We start from the raw sequence: 20215 nt of genomic DNA on the forward strand, positions 1-20215 counted from the left end.
CTTTATTTTAATCTTCCACTTCTTTTTTGTCACCCAAAAATAAACGGATGGTCTTACCTGCTTCAAGCTTTACCCCGGCTTTCGGGGCTTGCTGTACGATGTAACTGCCTTTCCCTGAAGTTTCTATTTTCAAATTATACAATAGATTTGTCAGTTCTTTTGTTTCTTTTCCTACTAGATCCGGAACGACAACTTCAGTCGCATCGAGCCAGGTTTTTTCCTTTTCGATCTGTCCTTTTTGCTTTTTCACTCCCATAGCAGAAAGACTGTCTTCTATTATGTTCCCAACAATTGGTGCAGCTACGATCCCACCGAATTGCAAGGTTTCTTTCGGATTATCGATTGCTACATAAACAACGATCTCAGGATTATTGGCTGGTGCCATACCGATAAATGAAACGATGTGATTGTTCTTTAAGTAGACGCCGCCTTCAGCTTTTTGAGCGGTACCTGTTTTTCCACCAACACGGTAACCATCTACAAATGCATTTTTCCCTGTTCCTTGCGCTACTACACTTTCAAGAGCATGTCTTACTTCTTTAGATGTTTCTTCAGAAATAACTTTTCTTTTTAGTTTAGGAGTTTGTTTACTTACTATTTTGCCTGTTATAGGGTCAACAAGTTCTTTAGCTATATATGGTTCGTATAAATAACCACCATTTACGGCCGCAGAAACTGCTGCTACTTGCTGAATAGGTGTAACCGATACCCCTTGGCCGAATGCCGTTGTAGCTAGTTCAAGTGGTCCTACTCGATCTAATGAGAATAAGATTCCTTTTCCTTCACCGGCTAGATCCACACCTGTCTTTTCTCCAAAACCAAAGTCTTTTATATATTCAAATAGTTTATCTTTGCCTAATCGCTGTCCAAGTATAACAAAACCAGGGTTGCATGAGTTTTGTACTCCTTCTAAAAAGCTTTGGCTGCCATGCCCTCCCGCTTTCCAGCACTTCAGCTTTCTCCCAGCCACTTCAATAGAGCCTGGATCGTGGAAATGGTCTTTCTCTAAGTCCACTTTCTCTTCTTCAAGTGCTGCTGCGAGCGTAATGATCTTGAATGTAGAGCCTGGTTCGTATTGCGCCCAAACAGGGAGATTTCGGTTATAGACCTCAGGTGAAACACGCTTATATTCCTCTGGATCAAAATCTGGTCTTGAGCTCATTCCGAGGATTTCGCCAGTATTGGGATTCATTGCAATGGCTATTGCACCATCAGGATTATACGTCGCTTGTGCAATATCCAGTTCCCTTTCAATGATCGTTTGTACTCGTGAATCTGTAGTTAATCTAAGGTCATAGCCATCTTTTGGTTTTTCATATTTATCAGATAGTGAAGGCATTCGCCGGCCACGTGCATCCGAGAAGAAAGATATGTGTCCTTTTTTACCGTTTAACTGCTCATCATAATACAATTCCAGTCCAGTAAGCCCCTGGCTGTCGATCCCTGCAAATCCTAACACGTGCGAAAGATATGAGCCGTATGGATAGTGGCGCTTGCTGTCTTCCGCAACAAAAACACCTGGAAGATTTAATGCTTCTACTTCTTTTGCTTTTTCATTGCTGATTTTTCGGCCGCCATTATCAATTCTAACGATAGAGGCTTTCTTTGTAATCCTTTGATACACTTCTGTTTTTGATATATTTAACAAAGCAGCCAGCTTTTCTGCTGTATCATCAGGTTCTTTTATTTGTCTAGGCACAACAAAAACGGTTGGAGCACTGATATTTGTGGCTAGTACTACATCATTCCGGTCGAGGATCTTACCCCTTTTCGGTTCAAAAGGTATATCCCGACTCCAGGAATCGAGGGCTTGATCAGTCAGCATATTTCCTAATACAAATTGAACATAGCCGAGTCTCACGGAAATGACAAAAAAGAAAGCTAGTCCAAAAACAAGAACAAAAATTAAGCGCCTGCGTACTGTTACATTTGAAACTCGCACACACAATACCTCCCTTGTATGGTTCGTTTCAAATATATGCTTGTACACAAGCGCATAGAACATTTAGTCAGTTATTGGCAGATCTTCTTCCGTATTTTCTTCTCCAGGTGTTTCCGTTTCTTCATTGTTCTCACCTGTTTCTGAATCAGTTTCTGGCTCTGATTCTTTAGGAGGTTCCAACTGAACAACGAAGAAGTCTCCTTCTTTAACAGGATTTCCAGGTTTGATGCTTTGTTTAAAAGCAAATCCGCTGCCTGTTATCGTTTCTTTCAATCCGAGAAGTTTACTGATCCTTAAAATATCCATGTAAGACCAGTCTTTTACATCGGGCATTTTTGCATCCCCTGTAGTTCTCAGAATTACACGTTCGCCCTTCATGACATATGCACCTTCATAAGGCTCTTGCTTCGTAATTTCATCTCCAGAACCGATCACGGAAACTTCCATACCCAGCTTTTCCAACTCTGTTTTTGCTTCCTTTGCAGATTGACCTGTATAATCAGGCAATTCTTTTCCATAAGACTTTTTCGTTTTTACTGAATTGCTCTTTTCTTTTGCTTCTGGCTGAATGTTTAAGTATTGCAAACTACTTTTCATAACACTCGTAAAAATATTAGCAACAGGTGTTGAACCCATTTCAGGGAACTCAACCTTTGGCCGTTCTACAGCCACATATACTAATAGTTTTGGATCATCTTTCGGAGCCATTCCAAGGAATGAAAAAACATTCTCTCCCCAGCCCGAGATGTACTTACCGTCTTTTCCTACGATCTGTGCAGTTCCTGTCTTTCCTGCAACACTATAACCATCGATCATATAAGGTTTACCTGTTCCATCCGTAACAACTGTTTCCAATATATCTCTTACTTGTTTGGCAGTTGCTTCAGAAATTGGATTGCCGGCAACTTTAGGTTCATTTGACTGAACGGTTTTTTTGTTTCAGGATCCATGATTTTGTCGATCACATAAGGCTGCATCATTTTACCGTTATTCGCAATTGCGGTTGCAGCTTGGATCTGCTGAATCGGTGTAATCGTTGTTCCTTGCCCAAAAGCAGTTGTCACTTTTTCAATTTCATAATTATAAAGAATAGAGCCATTCTTTTCATTCGGAAGATCAATATTCGTCTTTTGATCCAATCCAAATTTAGAGATATAGCTTCTGAATTTCTCGTAACCTAGTTTTTCACGGACAAGCTTTGAAAACGCAACGTTAGAAGAGTTCTGGACGCCTTCGTTGTAGGTGATCGTGCCCCATCCTCTTCTATTATGATCGTAAATAGGTCTTCCGATATTCGGAAGCTTGTATGATCCAGATTGAAAAACATCATTTCCATTATACTTTCCTTCTTGAATGGCTGCAGCTAAAGTAAAGATTTTCATCGTTGAACCTGGCTCAAAAGGATAAGATACAGCAAAGTTTGTATAGTTCTTTATATCTTTTTTGTTTGGGTTAAAACTCGGGAGTTACTCATTGCGAGTATTCTTCCTGTTTTTGGGTCCGCAACGATTCCTGTTATCTTTTCTGGTTTATATTTCTTAGCTGCTTCTTGAACGGCTTCATCTAAATAAAGCTGTATTTTTTCATCAAGAGTTAAGTAAACATCCTGACCATGTTTTGGCGGCGTAATCGATTCTTTATTGGCTGGTATCGCTCGGCTGAACGCATCACCTACAAAAGTAATCTTACCGTCTTTTTCCTTTAAATATTTGTCCAATGATTTTTCAAGACCCATTAATCCAGCTTGAACTCCATCTTCTCCGTTGCCTGTATATCCTAGAACATGCGCAGCAAAGGTTTGATTTGGATAATACCTTCTGGACTCTCTTAAAAAATCAATACCAGGAATTTTCATCTTTTCGATTTGTTCTTTTTTCCGGTATGATACTTTTCTTCCAGAAGGAATCTCTACTTGAAACCTGCCTTCTTTACTCAATAGTTCTTCTAGTTCATCCTTTTCTGTGTCTAGAACTTTTGATAATTTTCCAGCAGCTTCTTCTGGATCTTTAATGTGATTCGGGTAGTTTTTATCAAGTATAGCTATAACACTATAAGAAGGGATATCCTGCGCAATCACTTCACCATTTCGATCGAACATCGTTCCACGCTTCGCGTCTAAAACATCGCTTTTAAGCCATTTTCTTTTTCCATATTCAATCAAATCTACGCCTTCTGCTGATTGAGAAGATGCAACGAGAAAAACTTGCTCGTTAATACAAAAAAGAGCACGGTAAACAAAACCATAAGAATACCTGCTCCAACATTTTTTCTTTTAATTTCATAACAACACCTGCTTTTTAGTCCTGGACCACTTTTACATTCTTATCATCAAAGATAAACCCTTGTTCCTTAGCCAGTTTCATGATTCGTTCTGGATTACTCAGCTCTGTCACTTGTAGGTGATAATCTTCAACAATCTTTGTTTCTGCTGAGATTTTCTTTTGAGTGGCTACAACTTCAGCAGTTGCTTGATAGACAGATGCATATAGAGAAATGAGCCAAATTAATCCTGCTACTAATACAACACCCATAGCCCCCCATAAAATCACTTCACCCTTTGTAAATAATTTACGGGATGGCTGCTGTACCGGTTTCGGGTTTCTTTCAGGCTGTAACTGAATTTGCTGTTTCTGAACTTGATAGGCTAAATTACTCACTTTAGCTCTCCTCTCTATTTTTGTTTTTCAGCGATTCTCAATTTCGCAGAGCGTGATCTTCTGTTTTCTTCAAGCTCGTTTTCTGTTGGTACGATCGGTTTTCTTGTAATGAGCTTTAATTCAGGTTTGAATTCTTCTGGTATGACCGGCAGCCCTGGAGGTAGTTCCGGGCCTGTACTTGCCTTTTTGAGTATATTTTTACACGCACGATCTTCTAAAGAATGAAACGTGATGACTGCAATTCTTCCACCGACATTTAGTAGCTCAATAGAGTCATGAAGTGCATCTTCAAAGGCGTTCAACTCATCATTTACAGCAATACGAATGGCTTGAAATGTCCGTTTTGCAGGATGTCCGCCTGTTCTCCTTGCAGGAGCAGGAATAGCTTCCTTTATTATTTCGACAAGTTCACCAGTTGTTTGAATCTCTTTTTCTCTCTTGCCGCTTCAATTTTTCGAGCGATCTGTTTAGCGAACTTCTCTTCGCCGTATCTCGAGATAATCTTCATCAAATCATTAAACGACCATTCATTTACCACTTCTTTTGCTGTAAGTTCACTCGACTGATCCATTCGCATATCAAGTTCAGCATCATGCTGATAGCTAAATCCTCTATCCGCTTCATCTAGTTGCGGAGATGAGACACCTAAGTCAAAAAGGATACCATCCACCTTATATATGCCACGGTTAGCAAGCTCTTCTTTTATGTAACGGAAATTGCTGCGAATAATCGTAAACTTACCTTCATGTTCCTTCAGCACCTGACGCGCGTTATCAATAGCTTTATCATCTTGATCAAAAGCATATAAATGGCCCGTTTCTAATTGAGACAAAATTAGCGCACTATGGCCGGCCCCACCCATCGTACAATCAACATAAATACCATCTGGTTTCACGTGCAAACCATCTACAGATTCTTGTTTTAAAACAGTTATATGGTCAAACATGGAAAATTCCTTTCTGCTGTAAACTTAAGGGTTATAAATCGAAGTCCATCAGACTTTCTGCTATTTCACCAAATGAGTCTTCTGACTTTGAGAAATATTCTTCCCAAATCGATTTGCTCCAAATTTCAATTCTATTCGAGACACCTATGACTACGCAATCCTTTTCTAGTTTTGCATAATCTCTGAGTGGAGATGCAATATTCACTCTTCCCTGTTTATCAAGCTGACATTCAGCTGCTCCAGAAAAGAAAAACGTGTAAATGCACGTGCATCCTTCTTTGTAAATGGCAAGCTCTTAAGTTTTTCTTCGATCACTTTCCACTCACTTAAAGGATAGCCGAATACACATTGATCCAACCCACGAGTCAAAATAAACTCGGTGCCTAGCTCTTCGCGAAACTTGGAGGGGATGATCATACGTCCTTTTTCGTCGATGTTGTGCTGATACTCTCCCATGAACATATGATCACCCCACTTTCTCCCCTAAATCTACCACAACGCTCCACTTTTCACCACTACAAGTATTATTCGTGTGCAAAAAAAAATCCTGCTGTCTCACAGGATTTTTCTAAATTATTTTCTGGTATTTATAAATAGATAATTTTATGTTTTCCGTTGAATTCATAAGGGTATTGAATAAGTTGCTTTACAAGATGAGGCCCTATTACATTGGTGAATTGGTAAATGTTCCAAATTCTCTCTTGCAAAATTTCCGTAGGTTTTAATTGCAGCATGATCTCGTCAAATTCAGCGAGAGGCTGCTTAACTTTTTTCGAACACGCTGTTCCATCTTCTGCTCGATATAATCAATTTCTGAAAGGATTCTCTTTAGATTTTGGTCGGCAACAGGTAAGAGTTTTGAATCTATTTCTTCTGCCAATTTTAGAAGCTTTCCGTATGATGCAGTAAATTCCGCTTTGACAGATTCGATGGATTCATTGGTCTCAATCGGTCTGTTACTAGCAAACCATTCTCTTTTAAAGTCATCTGTTCCACTTTCTAAAACCTGTTTCGCTGTTAACTTCTTCGTATCCATCAGTTCGTTGATGTGATTCGTAACAAGTGTAAAAGACAGCCTTGGAGTTAAGATCGGCATTTTTCTATTAAATCGATGAAATACCTTCCCAAGCACACCCCAATAGGCAATTTCTCCTGGGCCTGCGATAAAGGATAGAACAGGCAGCATGAACTCTTGCATCAAAGGACGTGTAACTACATTGTTGCTGAATTTCTCAGGATGCTGCACCGCTTCTTCTAATAGTTCTGCCTCAGAGATGTGAAAATTGTTTTCTTTTGAAGAAAAGCCATCTTCAGAACGATATAAGAGGATTCTTTCGTTATCCTTTGTATAGAACAAATGAGCATTGTTACTTTGAACTTCTATCGGATCACGGTACCCACTTTTATTAAGTTCTTTCGTTTGAGAAATAAAAGCATCATCAATATCGTTATTATTGATGATGATATCTTTTAGAACATGGGATTGAAGTTTCTTAAATTCCGGGTCTCCAGAATCCAAAAGAATCAAACCTTCTTCTGAAAACCACTTTGAAAGCAACTTAGCAAAAAAGTGACAATGGAATCTGACTTCTCTAAAATTCGTTCAGTTTCAGCTAAGATATCACTTGTATAGGCCGTCTCGCCAAACGAACGGAATACTTCTTTTAGCCATGGCTTAACATCTTCTCTGTTCCACTCCCACAAAGATGCAGAAGACTTAACAGATGAAGCCGCTTTTAAAGATATCTTTTTTGCTGTATTATTTTTCGGAACAAAGACATGGTTAATTTCATCCATATCATGATCTTCCCCAGCGATCCAAAATATCGGAACAACCGGAACATTGAGTTCTTTTTGAGCTTGTTTTGCTAACTGAATCGTACTGATGCACTTGTAAATAACTAAAAGCGGTCCGGTAAGAAGACCTGCTTGCTGTCCACCTACAACAGCTAAACTTTCAGGTTTATTAAGTTTTTGTATATGATCCAACGTTTTGGACGAAGAGCCTATTTTATGATTATAAGAAGACAAATAATTTGTAAGTGCCTGCCTTGGAAATGAATAACGCTTCAATTCCTGCTGTCGTTTCGTCCATTCACGCTTATCATAGGGTGCTTTATAATCAAAAAACGGACAACTTCTGAATCTCCATTGGAGTACCTTTCAATAAAAGGTGATGTATGAAGCTGCATTTCCTCCAGTCTCATTTATGTACTTCCTTTCTACGTATCAATTATATCCTTAACGAGTATAGCAAAAAAATGTTAAAGACCATAAAAGATTTGCTCTAAACGTCCAAAATTCGTGAAACGATCCCATAAGTCATTAATGAAAAATAGCCGATGGAGAGTACAAGGAACTGCAAACGCCAATTAAGCCTTAAAATCTTACCGATGGACAAATCCAGCTCATTTTTCCAAATTACATATGTGAAAAGTAAACAACCTGATAAAAACAATAAAAGAAGGATCCAATAATAAGATTGGCCCCAAATCTCAACTGTCATTCTTTCGATGGCTAAAAACAAAAATAATGTCGTGCTGTCAGTCCCCGCCTTAAAGGCCTTTCTTTTCTTTTTTGTAAGTGTATATATACTCTTGTTAACAAGAAAAAAGACGATGTAAGGAACGGTTATTAAAGTAGCAATAATCGCACCTAATACACTAATCAATCATTCATCCTCTCCAATCCAATGCTTTTACAGCTTCATATACAAACCGAGAACAGGGGTGTCGACCTTGAGTTTTATCGCTCGTTTAATGATTTCACCCGTAATGCTGTCTATTTCTGTTTGCTTACCTCTTTCCACACTTTTTAACATTGAAGAGCGGTTCAATGAAGTATTTCTGCAAAGGGTTAGCAATTCCTTCCATAACTCTTCACGCCGATCGAGTAAATTCAAAACTGTGATCGCCTCTTCATACAGTTCCTTCATTATAAAAAATGCGTGTTTGTTCGTGAGCAGTTCCCCATTGGTTATTCTTAAAATAGCTGTTAGAGGATTAATGGATGCATTCATAATTAATTTTTCATAAACCATCGTTTCCCAATCTTCTTCTAATTCTATAGGGGAAAGATTTGAGTTTAGAAGCGACTTCCATTCGTGGTGAGAATTCCCCCTATATGAAGAAAGTTTAATTCTTCCATCTCCTAAATGATGAACAGCTGTATGATTGTTTTTTACAGCTCCGTGCTCCACTACACCTACGCTTACTTGTGTATGCGGCAAGATGTCTATAAAGGCAAGATGGCTGATCCCATTCTGTAAAAGAGGCACGAAATCTCACTAAAATTTTCTAGCCACTTTAGATCTTTTATTGCTGTTTGCTTAACTGTTATTATACAAAAGTGTTCATTACCACTAAATTCTTCAACAGGCTTTGCTTCTACTCTGACATTTGATTTAACACCTTTTATGTTTTCATAGGTGAGACCCGCTTTTTGTAACTCCTCAGCTTGTTCAGCACTTCTTGTATAGATAACCGGTTCGTTTCCGTTCATTTTTAGAAAATAAGAGACTAATAAACCAATAGCACCGCCGCCAATAACACTTATCTTCATAGTAACCCCCATAGCTATGTATTAACTCGATATTACCATATGTACGAAGCATTCGAAGGCTATTTTCTTGTTCATTGATGCTTTGAAAGTAGTTGATTTCCGTTCCAGGCTGCTCGCTTTACGCGGGGCAGTCGGTGATCATCTTCCACTCGACTCAATATCCAAAGAAGAAATTAAAATGAAGTTTGAAAACAACAATCCTTTAGAAAAGAGCCTATTCAAAAAACCCTCCCGTACGTGCGGGAGGGTTTCGTTTTATACAGGATAAACGGGATGTTTACGTTCGCTAAAGATCATTTCTTTGTTTTCATAAAAAGCAAAACGATTTGCAAGTTCGTCTCTCAGTGATGAAGGAGAAACGATATCATCAATGATCATTTCAGATGCAAGCTTATAAATATCAATGTGTTCTTTATATTCTTGCTGCTTTTGCTGAACAAATTGAATACGTTCTTTTACATCTTCAATTTCATTTATTTTGTTAGAATATACTGCATTTACTGCAGCTTCCGGTCCCATTACGGCAATTTGCGCTGTTGGTAACGCTATACAGCAATCCGGTTCAAAAGCAGGGCCAGCCATCGCATAAAGACCTGCTCCATATGCTTTTCGGACAATAACAGAAATTTTTGGAACGGTTACATCGCTCATCGCTGCAATCAACTTAGCTCCATGACGGATAATTCCTGCTCGTTCTACTTTCGTTCCAATCATAAATCCTGGAACATCTGATAAGAAAAAGGAGAGGAATTGAGAACGCATCACAAAGCGTTATAAAACGAGCTGCTTTATCGGCAGAATCAACAAACAATACGCCGCCTTTTACTTTTGGCTGGTTCGCAATAATGCCTACAGGTTTTCCATCAATACGGCCAAAACCAGTTACAATCTCTTGCGCGAATAACTTTTTCATTTCAAAAAAGCTTCCTTCATCAATCAGCCCATCAATAAACTCGTACATATCAAAAGGCACGTTTTGATTTTCAGGAACAATCGCTTCTAACTCTCTGCCAGCTTTAGGAGAAACCGCTTCGATAACAGGAGCTTTCTGTTTGTAGTTGCTAGGGAAGTAAGAGAGATAACGTCTAGCTTCCTCAATCGCTTCAGTTTCGTTAGCAGCTAAAAGATCTCCGCATCCACTAATTGAACAATGCATTCTTGCTCCGCCCATTTCTTCAAGTGTTACTTTTTCACCGATTACCTTTTCGGCCATACGCGGACTTCCTAAATACATGGATGCATTCTGATCAACCATGATTACGATATCACAAAACGCTGGGATGTAAGCTCCACCTGCTGCTGATGGACCGAACAGAATACAAACTTGGGGGATCATACCAGACATTTTTACTTGATTGTAAAAATCTTGCCTGCTCCACGGCGATTTGGAAACATGTCGATCTGATCGGTAATTCTAGCACCTGCTGAGTCAACTAAATAAAGCATCGGAACTTTTAATTTTTGAGCAGTCTCCTGAATTCGGATAATCTTTTCAACGGTTCGAGCTCCCCAAGAGCCTGCTTTTACAGTCGAATCATTAGCCATTACACAAACTGTTTTTCCGCCTAGTTTACCGATTGCAGTTACCACTCCATCTGCCGGAAGATCACCAGCTTGGTTGTTCGCAAATTTAGCATCTTCTACCGTATATTCACCGTTATCAAAAAGCAGATTGAGCCGATCACGGACAAACATCTTATTTTGAGAATTGTTTTTCTCATGATATTTCTGTGCACCGCCTGCTTCGATTTGATCGATCTTTTCTTTTAGTTGGTTTTCTAATTTTGCAACCATGATATACCTCCTTTAAGAGAGTGAGCGCTCGCTCAGAATATGTGCAGAGCTATTATTTTAGTGTAACGAGTACATCGCCCTCATTAACAAAATCTCCAGATGCAAACTTAACGCTTTCAACAGTTCCGCCGTCTATAGCATCAACTGGAATTTCCATTTTCATAGATTCCAAGATAATAACGGTTTGCCCTGCAGTTACTTCATCACCTTCACTAACTAATACTTGCCATACTGTGCCTGCCATAGATGCTGTAATTTCTTTCATTTCTCTCTCTCCTTTTTCTAATTACGATTTACTTACTGTTCGTTTGCTTAAATAGCTTGTCGTATAGTCACCTTTTACAAAATCCTCTTCTTTTAAAAGCATTTGAAAAAGCGGGGCATTCGTTTTAAGCCCGTTTATTTCAAGTTTTTCAAAGAATTCAACGCCTTGTTTAATACATCCCTCACGATTGGAATCGCTTACAATAATCTTCGCAATCATAGGATCATAAAAAGGTGTAACAGCGTTTCCGCTTTCATAACCTGTATCTATTCTTACATTCGCCATTTGAGGCCAAAGAAGTTCCTCAATCTTCCCAGGTGACGGGAAGAAAGTTACCGGATCTTCCGCATAAAGCCTAAACTCAATTGCATGGCCATTGCTCACAATCTCATTTTGTGTCAGGGGCAGTTTTTCACCTTGTGCAACTTGAATCTGCCATCTTACTAAATCAAGACCTGTAATACTTTCCGTAACAGGATGCTCAACTTGAAGTCTAGTGTTCATTTCTAAAAAATAAAACTCACCGTTTTCACTTACAACAAATTCAACTGTTCCTGCATTAACATAGTTTACTGCTTTAGCAGCTTTGACGGCTGATTCAGTAATTTTAGATCGAAGACTTTCCGTCAAAAAAGGGGATGGAGATTCTTCAACTACTTTTTGATTTCGGCGCTGAACACTGCAATCCCGCTCGTAAAGATGAACGATATTCCCGTGTGAATCACCCATGATCTGGACTTCTATATGTCTTGCATTCTCGATACATTTTTCAATAAACATTCTGCCAGATCCAAAGTAATTTTTGGCCCGCTGCTGTGAAGACACAAAATGTTTACGAAGATCTTCGTTATTCTGACACTTTACCATTCCGATTCCACCACCGCCACTGCTGGCTTTAAGCATAACAGGGTAGCCGATCTGTTCAGCGAGTTTAACGCCATCTTCTACATCTTCAATGGGCTCAATCGTTCCAGGAACAATCGGAACATCCGCTTGCTGCATCGTTTTTCGTGCCATGATTTTATCGCCCATCCACTCTATCGTCTGAGGTGCGGGACCTATAAATGTAATACCCGCTTCCTCTATCTTTCTGGCAAATTCATCATTTTCAGATAAAAGTCCATATCCTGGATGAATAGCGTCTACCTTATGTTTGAGTGCGACCTCTAGGATAACATCACTCTGCAGATAGGATTTGGCAACCGGTGGTTCACCAATATGTACGGCCTCATCAGCAGCTTTTACAAAAGGGAGGTCTTTATCTGCTTCAGAAAATACAGCTACCGTTTCAATGTTCATTTCTTTACACGTTTGGATAATTCGAAGAGCAATTTCCCCACGATTGGCGATTAAGATTTTTTTCATGTTTATCCTCCTTCCTGTTGTCAACATTACGTTTTTCGACAAAAAAGCCAAAAACCCTTTTTGTAAGCGCAAACTAAATGAATATTTTATTTTTAAAGAATTTTTTGCATAATTAGTATATACTATAACTATAGAGAAAAGTACAGGATGACTGGGGGAGAGCAGATGTTAAAGTATGAAGTAAAGAAATTATTAGTTAACTATAAAACGCTTGAAGAGTTTAAACAGTTCAAGGAGTATGGTGTGCAAGAACTGTCAATGCTCGAGGATCTTCAAGAAAATATGATTGAAAATGACAGCGAATCTCCGTTCTACGGAATTTATTATGGTGATAAACTAGTGGCACGCATGAGCTTATATCAAATTGAAGCTGCCTACGATCAGTATTTTGATCCTCCGCAAGATTATTTAGAGCTTTGGAAACTTGAGGTATTGCCACACCATCAAACGAAAGGACTCGGTAAGGCATTAGTAGAGTTCGCAAAAACATTCCAGCTACCGATCAAAACGAATGGCAGACAGCAATCAGGCGGTTTCTGGGAAAAGATGGGCTTTGAAGCTGTAACATATAATCAAGATCGCGATCGCGGTCAAAACCCATATGTTTGGTATCCTACAGGCGTCAGTGAACAACGCCTTGCATAAAATATAAAAAAGATGGCGAAATCGCCATCTTTTTTTAATTTCTCACTGGTACTTCTACGAGTTTCCTCGCTCTATCCATAATCTGCAAAACTTCTTTATAATCTCGGTAAACGGTCTCATACTCTTTATTCACTTTACTAAGTTTGGTCTTTAAGTTACCGTTTTCCTTCTTTAACTGCTGAAGCTTTGCTAATAATGCTTTGTTTTCAGCTTCAAAATTTTTCGCGGGTTCTTCGGTTTGAAGTTGCTGTAAAAATAGAATGATTTCATTTAACGTAAGTGGTTTCTCATTTTGATCGCTGTTTTTGTAATCGTTGTGTTGAGATAAAACATTTTCTTCTAAAATAGAGATATGATGTTTTACTTTTCTTTTATTGCGCTCTTTGCGTACTTTTTTTGCCTCTGCAATCGCTTTGTCATATTGTTTTCGGATAAGTGAGTTCCACCTGAATCCGCAGGCGGCAGGCGTTCTTGTTAATTTTTCTCCTACTTCTTCAAAAGCAACTAGCTGAGTACTGCCTTCCCGTATATGCCGTAATGTTACTTCCGCAAGAATTGCATCTTCATCTTTTGTCCAGGCATCCTGGCGCAAATTTGTCATTTAGATCCCCCATTTTAGTGGTTTGTAATAAGAATATGCTAGTGCTAGAAAAGATAGACTTTTTATTCTACTAAAATGAGGGAAAACTTATTTATTTAAAAATGCCTCTACTCTTTTATGATGATCATCCGATGCCCACAGCTTTGCACATCTCTCAATTTCGAGCTGAACACTTTTTTTAATTTTGGCTCCATCATATCTTTGAAGCTGCAGTGTTTTATAAGAGGTGATAACTCCAAGAGGCTGCTGGGTATAACGCTGTAAAAACCGCTCTGTTTCTTTTAAACTGTTTCCTTTTATCACGTATTGAATAAATCCGAGGTCCATCCCTCTCTTGGCTGTAACTGGAGTTGAACTATATAAAAGGTCCATCGCTTCAGTCTGACCAATCCTTTCTAGCAAATAACTGCCGCCTCCCCATCCTGTTGTGATGCCTAAACGGCCTTGAATAAAACCTACTTTCGCTTCGGCTCGAGCAAGTCTTATGTCACATGCAGCAGCAATTTCACAGCCGCCGCCAACCGCTGAACCGTTTATTAGAGCAACTGTAGGCTTCGGAAAGAAAAACAGTTCATCTAATACAACTCCCATTTTAGAAAGCATTCCATATGCCTGTTCTTCTGTCTTAAGAGAATGAAATGCACTTAGATCTCCCCCAGAACAGAACGCTTTCGTACCAGCACCTGTGATAATAAGAACTTTTACATCATGATCTTGCTTGGCTACATGTAAAAAATTCGTTAAAAGCTTCATTACTTCAAAATTAACAGCATTTCTAACTTCAGGCCGATTTAATGTAATCCACCCAATTCCATTCTTTTTTCCCATAATACAGGCTGTTCACTCAACTCATACACCTCCAGTTCAAAGAAAGCGCTTCTAATTTTATGTATATGAAAAAACAGGAAGCCTATAGCTCCCTGTTTTTCATTACTTGCTTACTACTTCTTTTCCTTTGTAAGATCCACACTCACGGCAAACGCGGTGAGATAACTTGTATTCTCCGCACTGTGGACACTTTACCATACCAGGCATGGAAAGCTTGTAGTGTGTACGACGCTTCGCTTGGCGAGTTTGAGAAGTTCTGCGAAAAGGTACTGCCATTTTGTATCCACCTCCTTAAAGGTTCTAGAAAGAATCATTATAACCTATTCTTTCACTTTTTGTCTTCGTCAAAAATTTAGCTAGACCTTCTAAACGCGGGTCAACCCGGTTCTTCATGTCTTCTTCCGTAACCCTCTGCCATCCTTTTCCTTCTAGAGGAGCTGGACTGTCTGTCACATCAGCAGCCGTAATTTTTAACGGTTTTTCAAGCAAAATATGCTCTTCGATGACAGGGAGAAGGTCAACGTAATGTCCTTCAACTTTGTGAAGGCTTTCTTCATCTTCGTATTCCGTATAGTTCGGATCGAAAATAAAAATTTCCGTCGTTTTTACCGAGAATGGAAATTCCACATCTACCAGTGTAGTTGGCACATGGCAACACCATTTTTCCTTTTATGTTTAAGTAAAAAGTGGCTTTTTGCTGAGTTACATCTGCATGTCCTTCTACGTGAACAGGATCAACGCTTCTGATCTCCGGGTCTTTTTCCATCACTCCGCTCGCATCAACATTTTGTTCAAACGTTAACGGTTTACGGTAAAAATTTTTAATTTCTTGTAGTGACCATTTCATGTCTTTATCACCTCAAGGCAACAGTAGTAATTATATCGGTCAAAATATAAAATGTCAATATTATATCTTTACAGTGACACTTTTGATTCTAAACTCTTTTTAGTACAATGTAAACAAGTATAATGTAACACTTAAAAGGAAGTGGAACTGTTGAAAGCAACAGGTGTTGTTGTAGAATATAATCCGTTTCACAATGGACATTACTATCATTTGCAGGAAACAAAAAAGAAACAAATGCTGAGTGTGTGATCGCTGTTATGAGCGGGAATTTTCTTCAACGTGGAGAACCGGCTCTTTTATCAAAATGGCAACGAACAAAAATGGCGTTATTAGGTGGAGCTGACCTCGTTATTGAACTTCCATATTCTTTTGCAACAAGCCATGCACCCCGCTTCGCTTATGGCAGCATCTTTTTACTCCGGGCATTAGGTGCAGAATCTTTTTGTTTCGGCAGCGAGTCCGGGGATATAAGCGTATTTAATAAAACACACGATTCTTTAGACTCGCAACAAGATGCTTATCAAGCAAACATTCGCAACTATATGTCAGATGGCTTTTCTTATCCTGCGGCCGCAGCCAAGGCTTTTGAAGCTCTTCATACACCTCTTCCGCTGGACCTTAGTAAACCGAACAACATTTTGGGTTTTGAGTACATACGTGCTAGCCGCGAGCTTGGTAATGACATTAAACCGCTGACTATAAAGAGAAAGAACGCAGATTACCATGATATCGTGCTAGGCAAGGGAAATATCGCGAGTGCTACTGCAATACGGGAAGCCATTTTCTCCGACGATATTCGTAAAGCTGAAAACTATATGCCTTCTTTCACTTATGACTTAATTTTGGAGTATAAACAACAAAAAGGCACATTAATGAATTGGGAGCGTTTCTACCCCTTACTCCGTTATCAACTATTATCTTCAAGTCCTTCAGAAATAAACAGCTACTATGAAGTAGAAGAAGGATTGGAATACAGAATGATGGAAGCAATAAAGTCAACTGACAGTTTTAAATCTTTTATGACCCTTTTAAAAACAAAACGCTACACTTGGACGAGATTGCAGCGGGCATGCCTTCATGTATTGAATAAAATTCAAAAAGAGGAGATGCATCAACTTTTAGCATCAACTCCTGAGTATATTCGTGTTTTAGGAATGACTGAAAACGGGCAAAAATATTTAAGTTCAGTCAAAAAATCATTGGAACTTCCATTGGTGACGACGGTTTCAAAATATGACTTTCCAGGACTGCGAATGGAAGCCAGAACGTCACTCATTTACGCCCAAGGGTCACTGGTGAATAAGATATCCGCTGAGAAAGAGGAATTCAATACGCCGCCTGTTATAGTGAAATGAGGAGAATCGCTCATAAAAGCTGAGAATCGCTCATAAAAGCTGAGAATCGCTCATAAAAGCTGAGAATCGCTCATAAAAGCTGAGAATCGCTCATAAAAGCTGAGAATCGCTCATAAAAGCTGAGAATCGCTCATAAAAGCTGAGAATCGCTCGTTCAGCTCGGATAAATCCTGCTGAACGAGCTTAAAACAAAATCAAAAAAAGGATGCAGAAGCCGCTTACAAGGTCCTCTGCATCCTATACTTAATTATAACTTCTTATCTTATAACTTCTTATAACTTCTCCAAATACTCTAAAGCATCATCTAATGTTTTTACAGGAACAATTTTCATTTTGGACCCTATATCTTTTTGTGCTTTAACAGCATCTTTATAGTTATTTCCTTCAACTGGTGCGAAGAATATCTCTGCACCTGCCTCATCAGCTGCTACAATCTTTTGCTGTATGCCACCAATTGGACCTACGTTCTTTTGCAGGTCCATCGTACCGGTACCTGCGATTTTCTTGCCATGTGTCAGATCGTCCTCGTTAAGCTGATCTAGAATTTCTAGCGTGAACATTAAACCAGCAGATGGTCCTCCTATCTGCGATGTATCGATTTTCACTTTCGGATCCGTTTCGATTGAAACATCAGCTACAGGAGAGGTGATGCCTAATCCTGCTTTAGGTCCCTCGTCTTGAATATACTTTTTCGGGAATTGCTCAATGTTTAGACTCACATCCATTTTCTTTTCGCCGCGAAGGATGGTTAAATCTACTGCATCTCCCGCTTTTTTAGGAGCTAGAACATCCAGCAGTTTTTTAGTTTCCATAACAGGATTACGGTCAACTGCTATAATCTTATCTCCGACTTTCAGCTTTTTCAGCAGGCATTCCAGACATGATCCCTGTCACATAAACACCGTGATATTGAATGTCTACCTTTTTCCTGCCTGTTGATAAGCTACTATTGTTGCAGCATGCTGTGAATCTTCCATCATCTGCAGCTGCCTTTGATTGTATTCTTCATCTGTTTCATCCTCTGCTCTAATCTCATCAGCAGGAATTACTTCACGATAGTCGCTAAGTTTTGCCCATATGTATTGCGGTATGTTCGCTGTTCCAACTGAAACGGTAGTAAGCATGAACACTCCCTCGTCTTTATCTCCACCATCCACACTTATGATGGGATCTAAAACCCTTGCATCCCCCGGAGAGGTTATATAGTAAGGGAGTGGATAAAATGCAATGAATGCAAATATGAGTAAAAACAAAATGATAAGTTTGTTTTGAGAGAAAAAGTTTTTCTTTTTCCCTTCTTTTTCAATGGTCATGCGAAGACTCCTTCCACTTGTTGATCTTTTCTAAAATTTTAGGCACCTGTTTTCTTCCAGCTTCTTCCCCAATTGCCATTATATCATTTACGTCTTTAAAAGCTGTAGAACTGAACTGCTCGACCATCGGACGGATCATAATATCTGCAGAAATTTCGTGCCAGCGAACCATCTCACGCTGCATGATATCTATACTTTGAATAATTACATCAAAAATAGAAGAAACTTGCAGTTCGGCTTTGAAATGAGAAATATCTACGGCGATCACAAGATCTGCTCCCATCTCTCTAGCTACTGATACGGGTACACGATCAATTACTCCGCCATCCACTAACAGTTTTCCATCAATTTTTTCAGGAACTAATATGCCAGGTATTGAAATACTTGCACGAACAGCATCTGCTATCGGGCCTGATCTGAAAACAACCTTTTCTCCAAGCAATAGATCGGTGGCCACAATTGCCAGTGGTATATCTGTTTGTTCGATGTGTTTTTGTTTTGTAAGCAGTCTCACTAATTCTTTAATCTTTTTTCCCGTAATAAATCCCATCTTAGGGACGGTATAGTCCATATAATATTTCCTTTTGAAAAGTGTTGCCATACGGTATAAGTTTTCGTCGCTATAGCCCATACATACCATTGCTCCAACTAGAGCTCCCATACTGCTGCCCGCAATCATATCAATAGGAATTTGAGCTTCTCTTAAAGCCTTTACAACCCCAAGATGCGCAAATCCCTGGCACCGCCAGATCCAAGAGCAAGTCCGATTTTCGGTTCTTTCATCCTTTGCTCCTCCTTTAGAAGCACCGTCTTTTTTAACATATGGTCTAAAGAGTGTAGCTATACGTATAAATAAGGATGAGGACAAGTAAGCATTGTGGAATTTTGGTGAGAGGAGTACTCCCTTATGAATAAAGCCTATTTAAAAACATTGGTAATGTCAGCTTCTGCAATCGTTATAGCTATTTCTATAATAATATACCCAAAAGAAACATACATGGCATCTGTAAACGGACTGAAAATGTGGTGGGACGTTGTATTTCCTTCTTTAATGCCTTTTTTTATCTTATCAGAGGTATTGATGGGGCTTGGAGTCGTACATCTGATAGGTGTATTGTTTGAACCCCTTATGCGTCCCCTCTTTCGTGTACCAGGTTCAGGGGATTTGTTTGGGCAATGGGGATTTCGTCAGGATTTCCAGCTGGAGCAAAGCTAACGGCACGGTTATGGCACCAAAAACAAATCACAACTCTTGAAGCAGAACGCCTCGTATCGTTTACAAACTGTTCAAATCCTTTATTCATGTTCAGCGCCATTGCAGTTGGCTTTTTTCATAATGCTGCGCTCGGAATTGTTCTTGCTGTGAGCCACTATTTAGGCAATTTTTTCGTTGGTCTTATCATGAGATTTCACGGCTTTAAAAAGAGCCCCAGACAAACGAAGAAAGATACAGAGGAAAAGGCTTAAAAAATGCTTTCAAACATATGCATGAAGCCCGGTTAGCGGATAATCGACCGATCGGACAACTGCTCGGAGACGCCGTTCAGCAATCCACTAAAACACTCCTTATGATTGGAGGGTTTATTATCCTATTTTCCGTATTGAGTAAGATGATGGACCTTCTTCATGTTGCAGAGCTGCTTTCAAATATACTTAATTATGTCTTTTTACTGTTCTCCCTCTCCGAAACACTGAGTCTGCCTCTGATTAAAGGAATATTTGAAATTACGTTAGGCAGCAATCTAACCAGTCTTGCACAATCGTCTATATTGCAGCAAGCTGTTATTGTAAGTTTTATCCTTGCATTTAGCGGGCTTTCTGTTCAAGCACAAGTTGCTAGTATTCTTGCAGATACAGATATTAAATTCAGACCATTCTTTATTGCCAGAATCATGCACGGATTTATATCTGCTTCTATATGCCTTATAGTATTCCCTTATTTGTATCACGTTAAAAGCAGTGCTGCTCCAGCTTTTGCCTATCTTACAGAAAAAAGTGAGAACTTCGGAGAATTCGGCATGCTCGCCCTTGCACACAGCCACTATGTAACATTAGGGTTCTTATTGCTGTCGATCCTATTATGGAACCGAAATCTA

At 39.2% G+C, this 20215-nt stretch carries 16 protein-coding genes and 8 pseudogenes; 3 read left to right on the forward strand and 21 right to left on the reverse strand.

The annotated features are described in order from the left end of the window. Positions 1-7 precede the first annotated feature (7 nt). The 14 genes and pseudogenes from ACEWFH_RS13550 to ACEWFH_RS13615 all read right to left on the reverse strand — a co-directional run bounded on the left by ACEWFH_RS13550 (position 8) and on the right by ACEWFH_RS13615 (position 12530). Complete coding sequence (locus ACEWFH_RS13550; protein ID WP_473724416.1) at positions 8-1942, reverse strand: stage V sporulation protein D; 1935 nt, start codon at positions 1940-1942, stop codon at positions 8-10. 63 nt (positions 1943-2005) lie between these two features. Then, a complete protein-coding gene (locus ACEWFH_RS13555) occupies positions 2006-2797 on the reverse strand; it encodes a PASTA domain-containing protein (RefSeq protein ID WP_473724417.1) in 792 nt (263 codons plus the stop codon). 8 nt (positions 2798-2805) lie between these two features. After that, positions 2806-3378, reverse strand: coding sequence for a penicillin-binding transpeptidase domain-containing protein (locus ACEWFH_RS13560; protein ID WP_473727302.1), 573 nt, complete (start codon positions 3376-3378; stop codon positions 2806-2808). Continuing rightward, positions 3375-4103 carry a penicillin-binding protein 2 gene (locus tag ACEWFH_RS13565; RefSeq protein ID WP_473724418.1) on the reverse strand — a complete coding sequence of 243 codons (729 nt, stop codon included), beginning with the start codon at positions 4101-4103 and terminating at the stop codon, positions 3375-3377. The genes ACEWFH_RS13560 and ACEWFH_RS13565 overlap by 4 nt, the downstream gene beginning before the upstream one ends. Before the next feature lie 136 nt (positions 4104-4239). Further along, positions 4240-4599, reverse strand: coding sequence for a cell division protein FtsL (gene ftsL / locus ACEWFH_RS13570; protein ID WP_473724419.1), 360 nt, complete (start codon positions 4597-4599; stop codon positions 4240-4242). Between the two features lie 14 nt (positions 4600-4613). Beyond that, a pseudogene (gene rsmH, locus ACEWFH_RS13575) lies at positions 4614-5545 on the reverse strand (16S rRNA (cytosine(1402)-N(4))-methyltransferase RsmH). A 31-nt stretch (positions 5546-5576) separates the two neighbouring features. Continuing rightward, positions 5577-6007: pseudogene (gene mraZ, locus ACEWFH_RS13580) on the reverse strand (division/cell wall cluster transcriptional repressor MraZ). 125 nt (positions 6008-6132) lie between these two features. Continuing rightward, positions 6133-7618: pseudogene (gene bshC, locus ACEWFH_RS13585) on the reverse strand (bacillithiol biosynthesis cysteine-adding enzyme BshC). A gap of 214 nt (positions 7619-7832) precedes the next feature. After that, positions 7833-8216: a DUF3397 domain-containing protein gene (locus ACEWFH_RS13590; RefSeq protein ID WP_473724420.1), complete on the reverse strand. Its 384-nt coding sequence runs from the start codon at positions 8214-8216 to the stop codon at positions 7833-7835. 27 nt (positions 8217-8243) lie between these two features. Further along, positions 8244-8822 (reverse strand): ketopantoate reductase family protein, encoded by a 579-nt coding sequence (locus tag ACEWFH_RS13595; protein ID WP_473724421.1) that lies wholly within the window; start codon positions 8820-8822, stop codon positions 8244-8246. Next, on the reverse strand, positions 8780-9106 hold the full coding sequence (locus tag ACEWFH_RS13600) for a ketopantoate reductase family protein (protein WP_473724422.1): 327 nt from the start codon (positions 9104-9106) through the stop codon (positions 8780-8782). The genes ACEWFH_RS13595 and ACEWFH_RS13600 overlap by 43 nt, the downstream gene beginning before the upstream one ends. A 255-nt stretch (positions 9107-9361) precedes the next feature. Further along, positions 9362-10900, reverse strand: a pseudogene (locus tag ACEWFH_RS13605) (acyl-CoA carboxylase subunit beta). A 52-nt stretch (positions 10901-10952) separates the two neighbouring features. Beyond that, positions 10953-11165, reverse strand: coding sequence for an acetyl-CoA carboxylase biotin carboxyl carrier protein subunit (locus ACEWFH_RS13610; protein WP_473724423.1), 213 nt, complete (start codon positions 11163-11165; stop codon positions 10953-10955). A gap of 21 nt (positions 11166-11186) precedes the next feature. Further along, on the reverse strand, positions 11187-12530 hold the full coding sequence (locus ACEWFH_RS13615) for an acetyl-CoA carboxylase biotin carboxylase subunit (protein ID WP_473724424.1): 1344 nt from the start codon (positions 12528-12530) through the stop codon (positions 11187-11189). Positions 12531-12695: 165 nt separating this feature from the next. Between ACEWFH_RS13615 and ACEWFH_RS13620 the strand changes: the two genes are divergently transcribed. Beyond that, complete coding sequence (locus ACEWFH_RS13620; RefSeq protein WP_473724425.1) at positions 12696-13175, forward strand: N-acetyltransferase; 480 nt, start codon at positions 12696-12698, stop codon at positions 13173-13175. Between the two features lie 34 nt (positions 13176-13209). On the opposite strand, the gene ACEWFH_RS13625 is transcribed toward ACEWFH_RS13620, so the two are convergent. From ACEWFH_RS13625 to ACEWFH_RS13645, 5 genes are all read right to left on the reverse strand, one after another. Further along, positions 13210-13776 (reverse strand): RsfA family transcriptional regulator, encoded by a 567-nt coding sequence (locus tag ACEWFH_RS13625; RefSeq protein WP_473724426.1) that lies wholly within the window; start codon positions 13774-13776, stop codon positions 13210-13212. Positions 13777-13863: 87 nt separating this feature from the next. After that, a complete protein-coding gene (locus ACEWFH_RS13630; RefSeq protein ID WP_473724427.1) occupies positions 13864-14604 on the reverse strand; it encodes an enoyl-CoA hydratase/isomerase family protein in 741 nt (246 codons plus the stop codon). Between the two features lie 102 nt (positions 14605-14706). Further along, positions 14707-14880: a 50S ribosomal protein L32 gene (rpmF, locus tag ACEWFH_RS13635; protein ID WP_066240492.1), complete on the reverse strand. Its 174-nt coding sequence runs from the start codon at positions 14878-14880 to the stop codon at positions 14707-14709. A gap of 24 nt (positions 14881-14904) precedes the next feature. Then, a complete protein-coding gene (locus ACEWFH_RS13640) occupies positions 14905-15252 on the reverse strand; it encodes a YceD family protein (protein WP_473724428.1) in 348 nt (115 codons plus the stop codon). Beyond that, positions 15158-15451 (reverse strand): YceD family protein, encoded by a 294-nt coding sequence (locus ACEWFH_RS13645; protein WP_473724429.1) that lies wholly within the window; start codon positions 15449-15451, stop codon positions 15158-15160. Before ACEWFH_RS13645 ends, ACEWFH_RS13640 begins: the two co-directional genes overlap by 95 nt. A gap of 141 nt (positions 15452-15592) precedes the next feature. Here ACEWFH_RS13645 and ACEWFH_RS13650 point away from each other — a divergent pair. Then, positions 15593-16806: pseudogene (locus tag ACEWFH_RS13650) on the forward strand (nucleotidyltransferase). A gap of 272 nt (positions 16807-17078) precedes the next feature. On the opposite strand, the pseudogene ACEWFH_RS13655 reads toward ACEWFH_RS13650, so the two are convergent. Together ACEWFH_RS13655 and ACEWFH_RS13660 are read right to left on the reverse strand one after the other, a co-directional pair. Further along, a pseudogene (locus ACEWFH_RS13655) lies at positions 17079-18119 on the reverse strand (SepM family pheromone-processing serine protease). Continuing rightward, positions 18109-18902: pseudogene (locus ACEWFH_RS13660) on the reverse strand (patatin-like phospholipase family protein). Before ACEWFH_RS13660 ends, ACEWFH_RS13655 begins: the two co-directional pseudogenes overlap by 11 nt. A 124-nt stretch (positions 18903-19026) precedes the next feature. On the opposite strand from ACEWFH_RS13660, the pseudogene ylbJ reads away from it, so the two are divergent. Beyond that, a pseudogene (gene ylbJ / locus ACEWFH_RS13665) lies at positions 19027-20200 on the forward strand (sporulation integral membrane protein YlbJ); the annotation flags it as partial. Positions 20201-20215 lie beyond the last annotated feature (15 nt).

The organism is Fictibacillus sp. EA-CB0309, assembly GCF_055814265.1.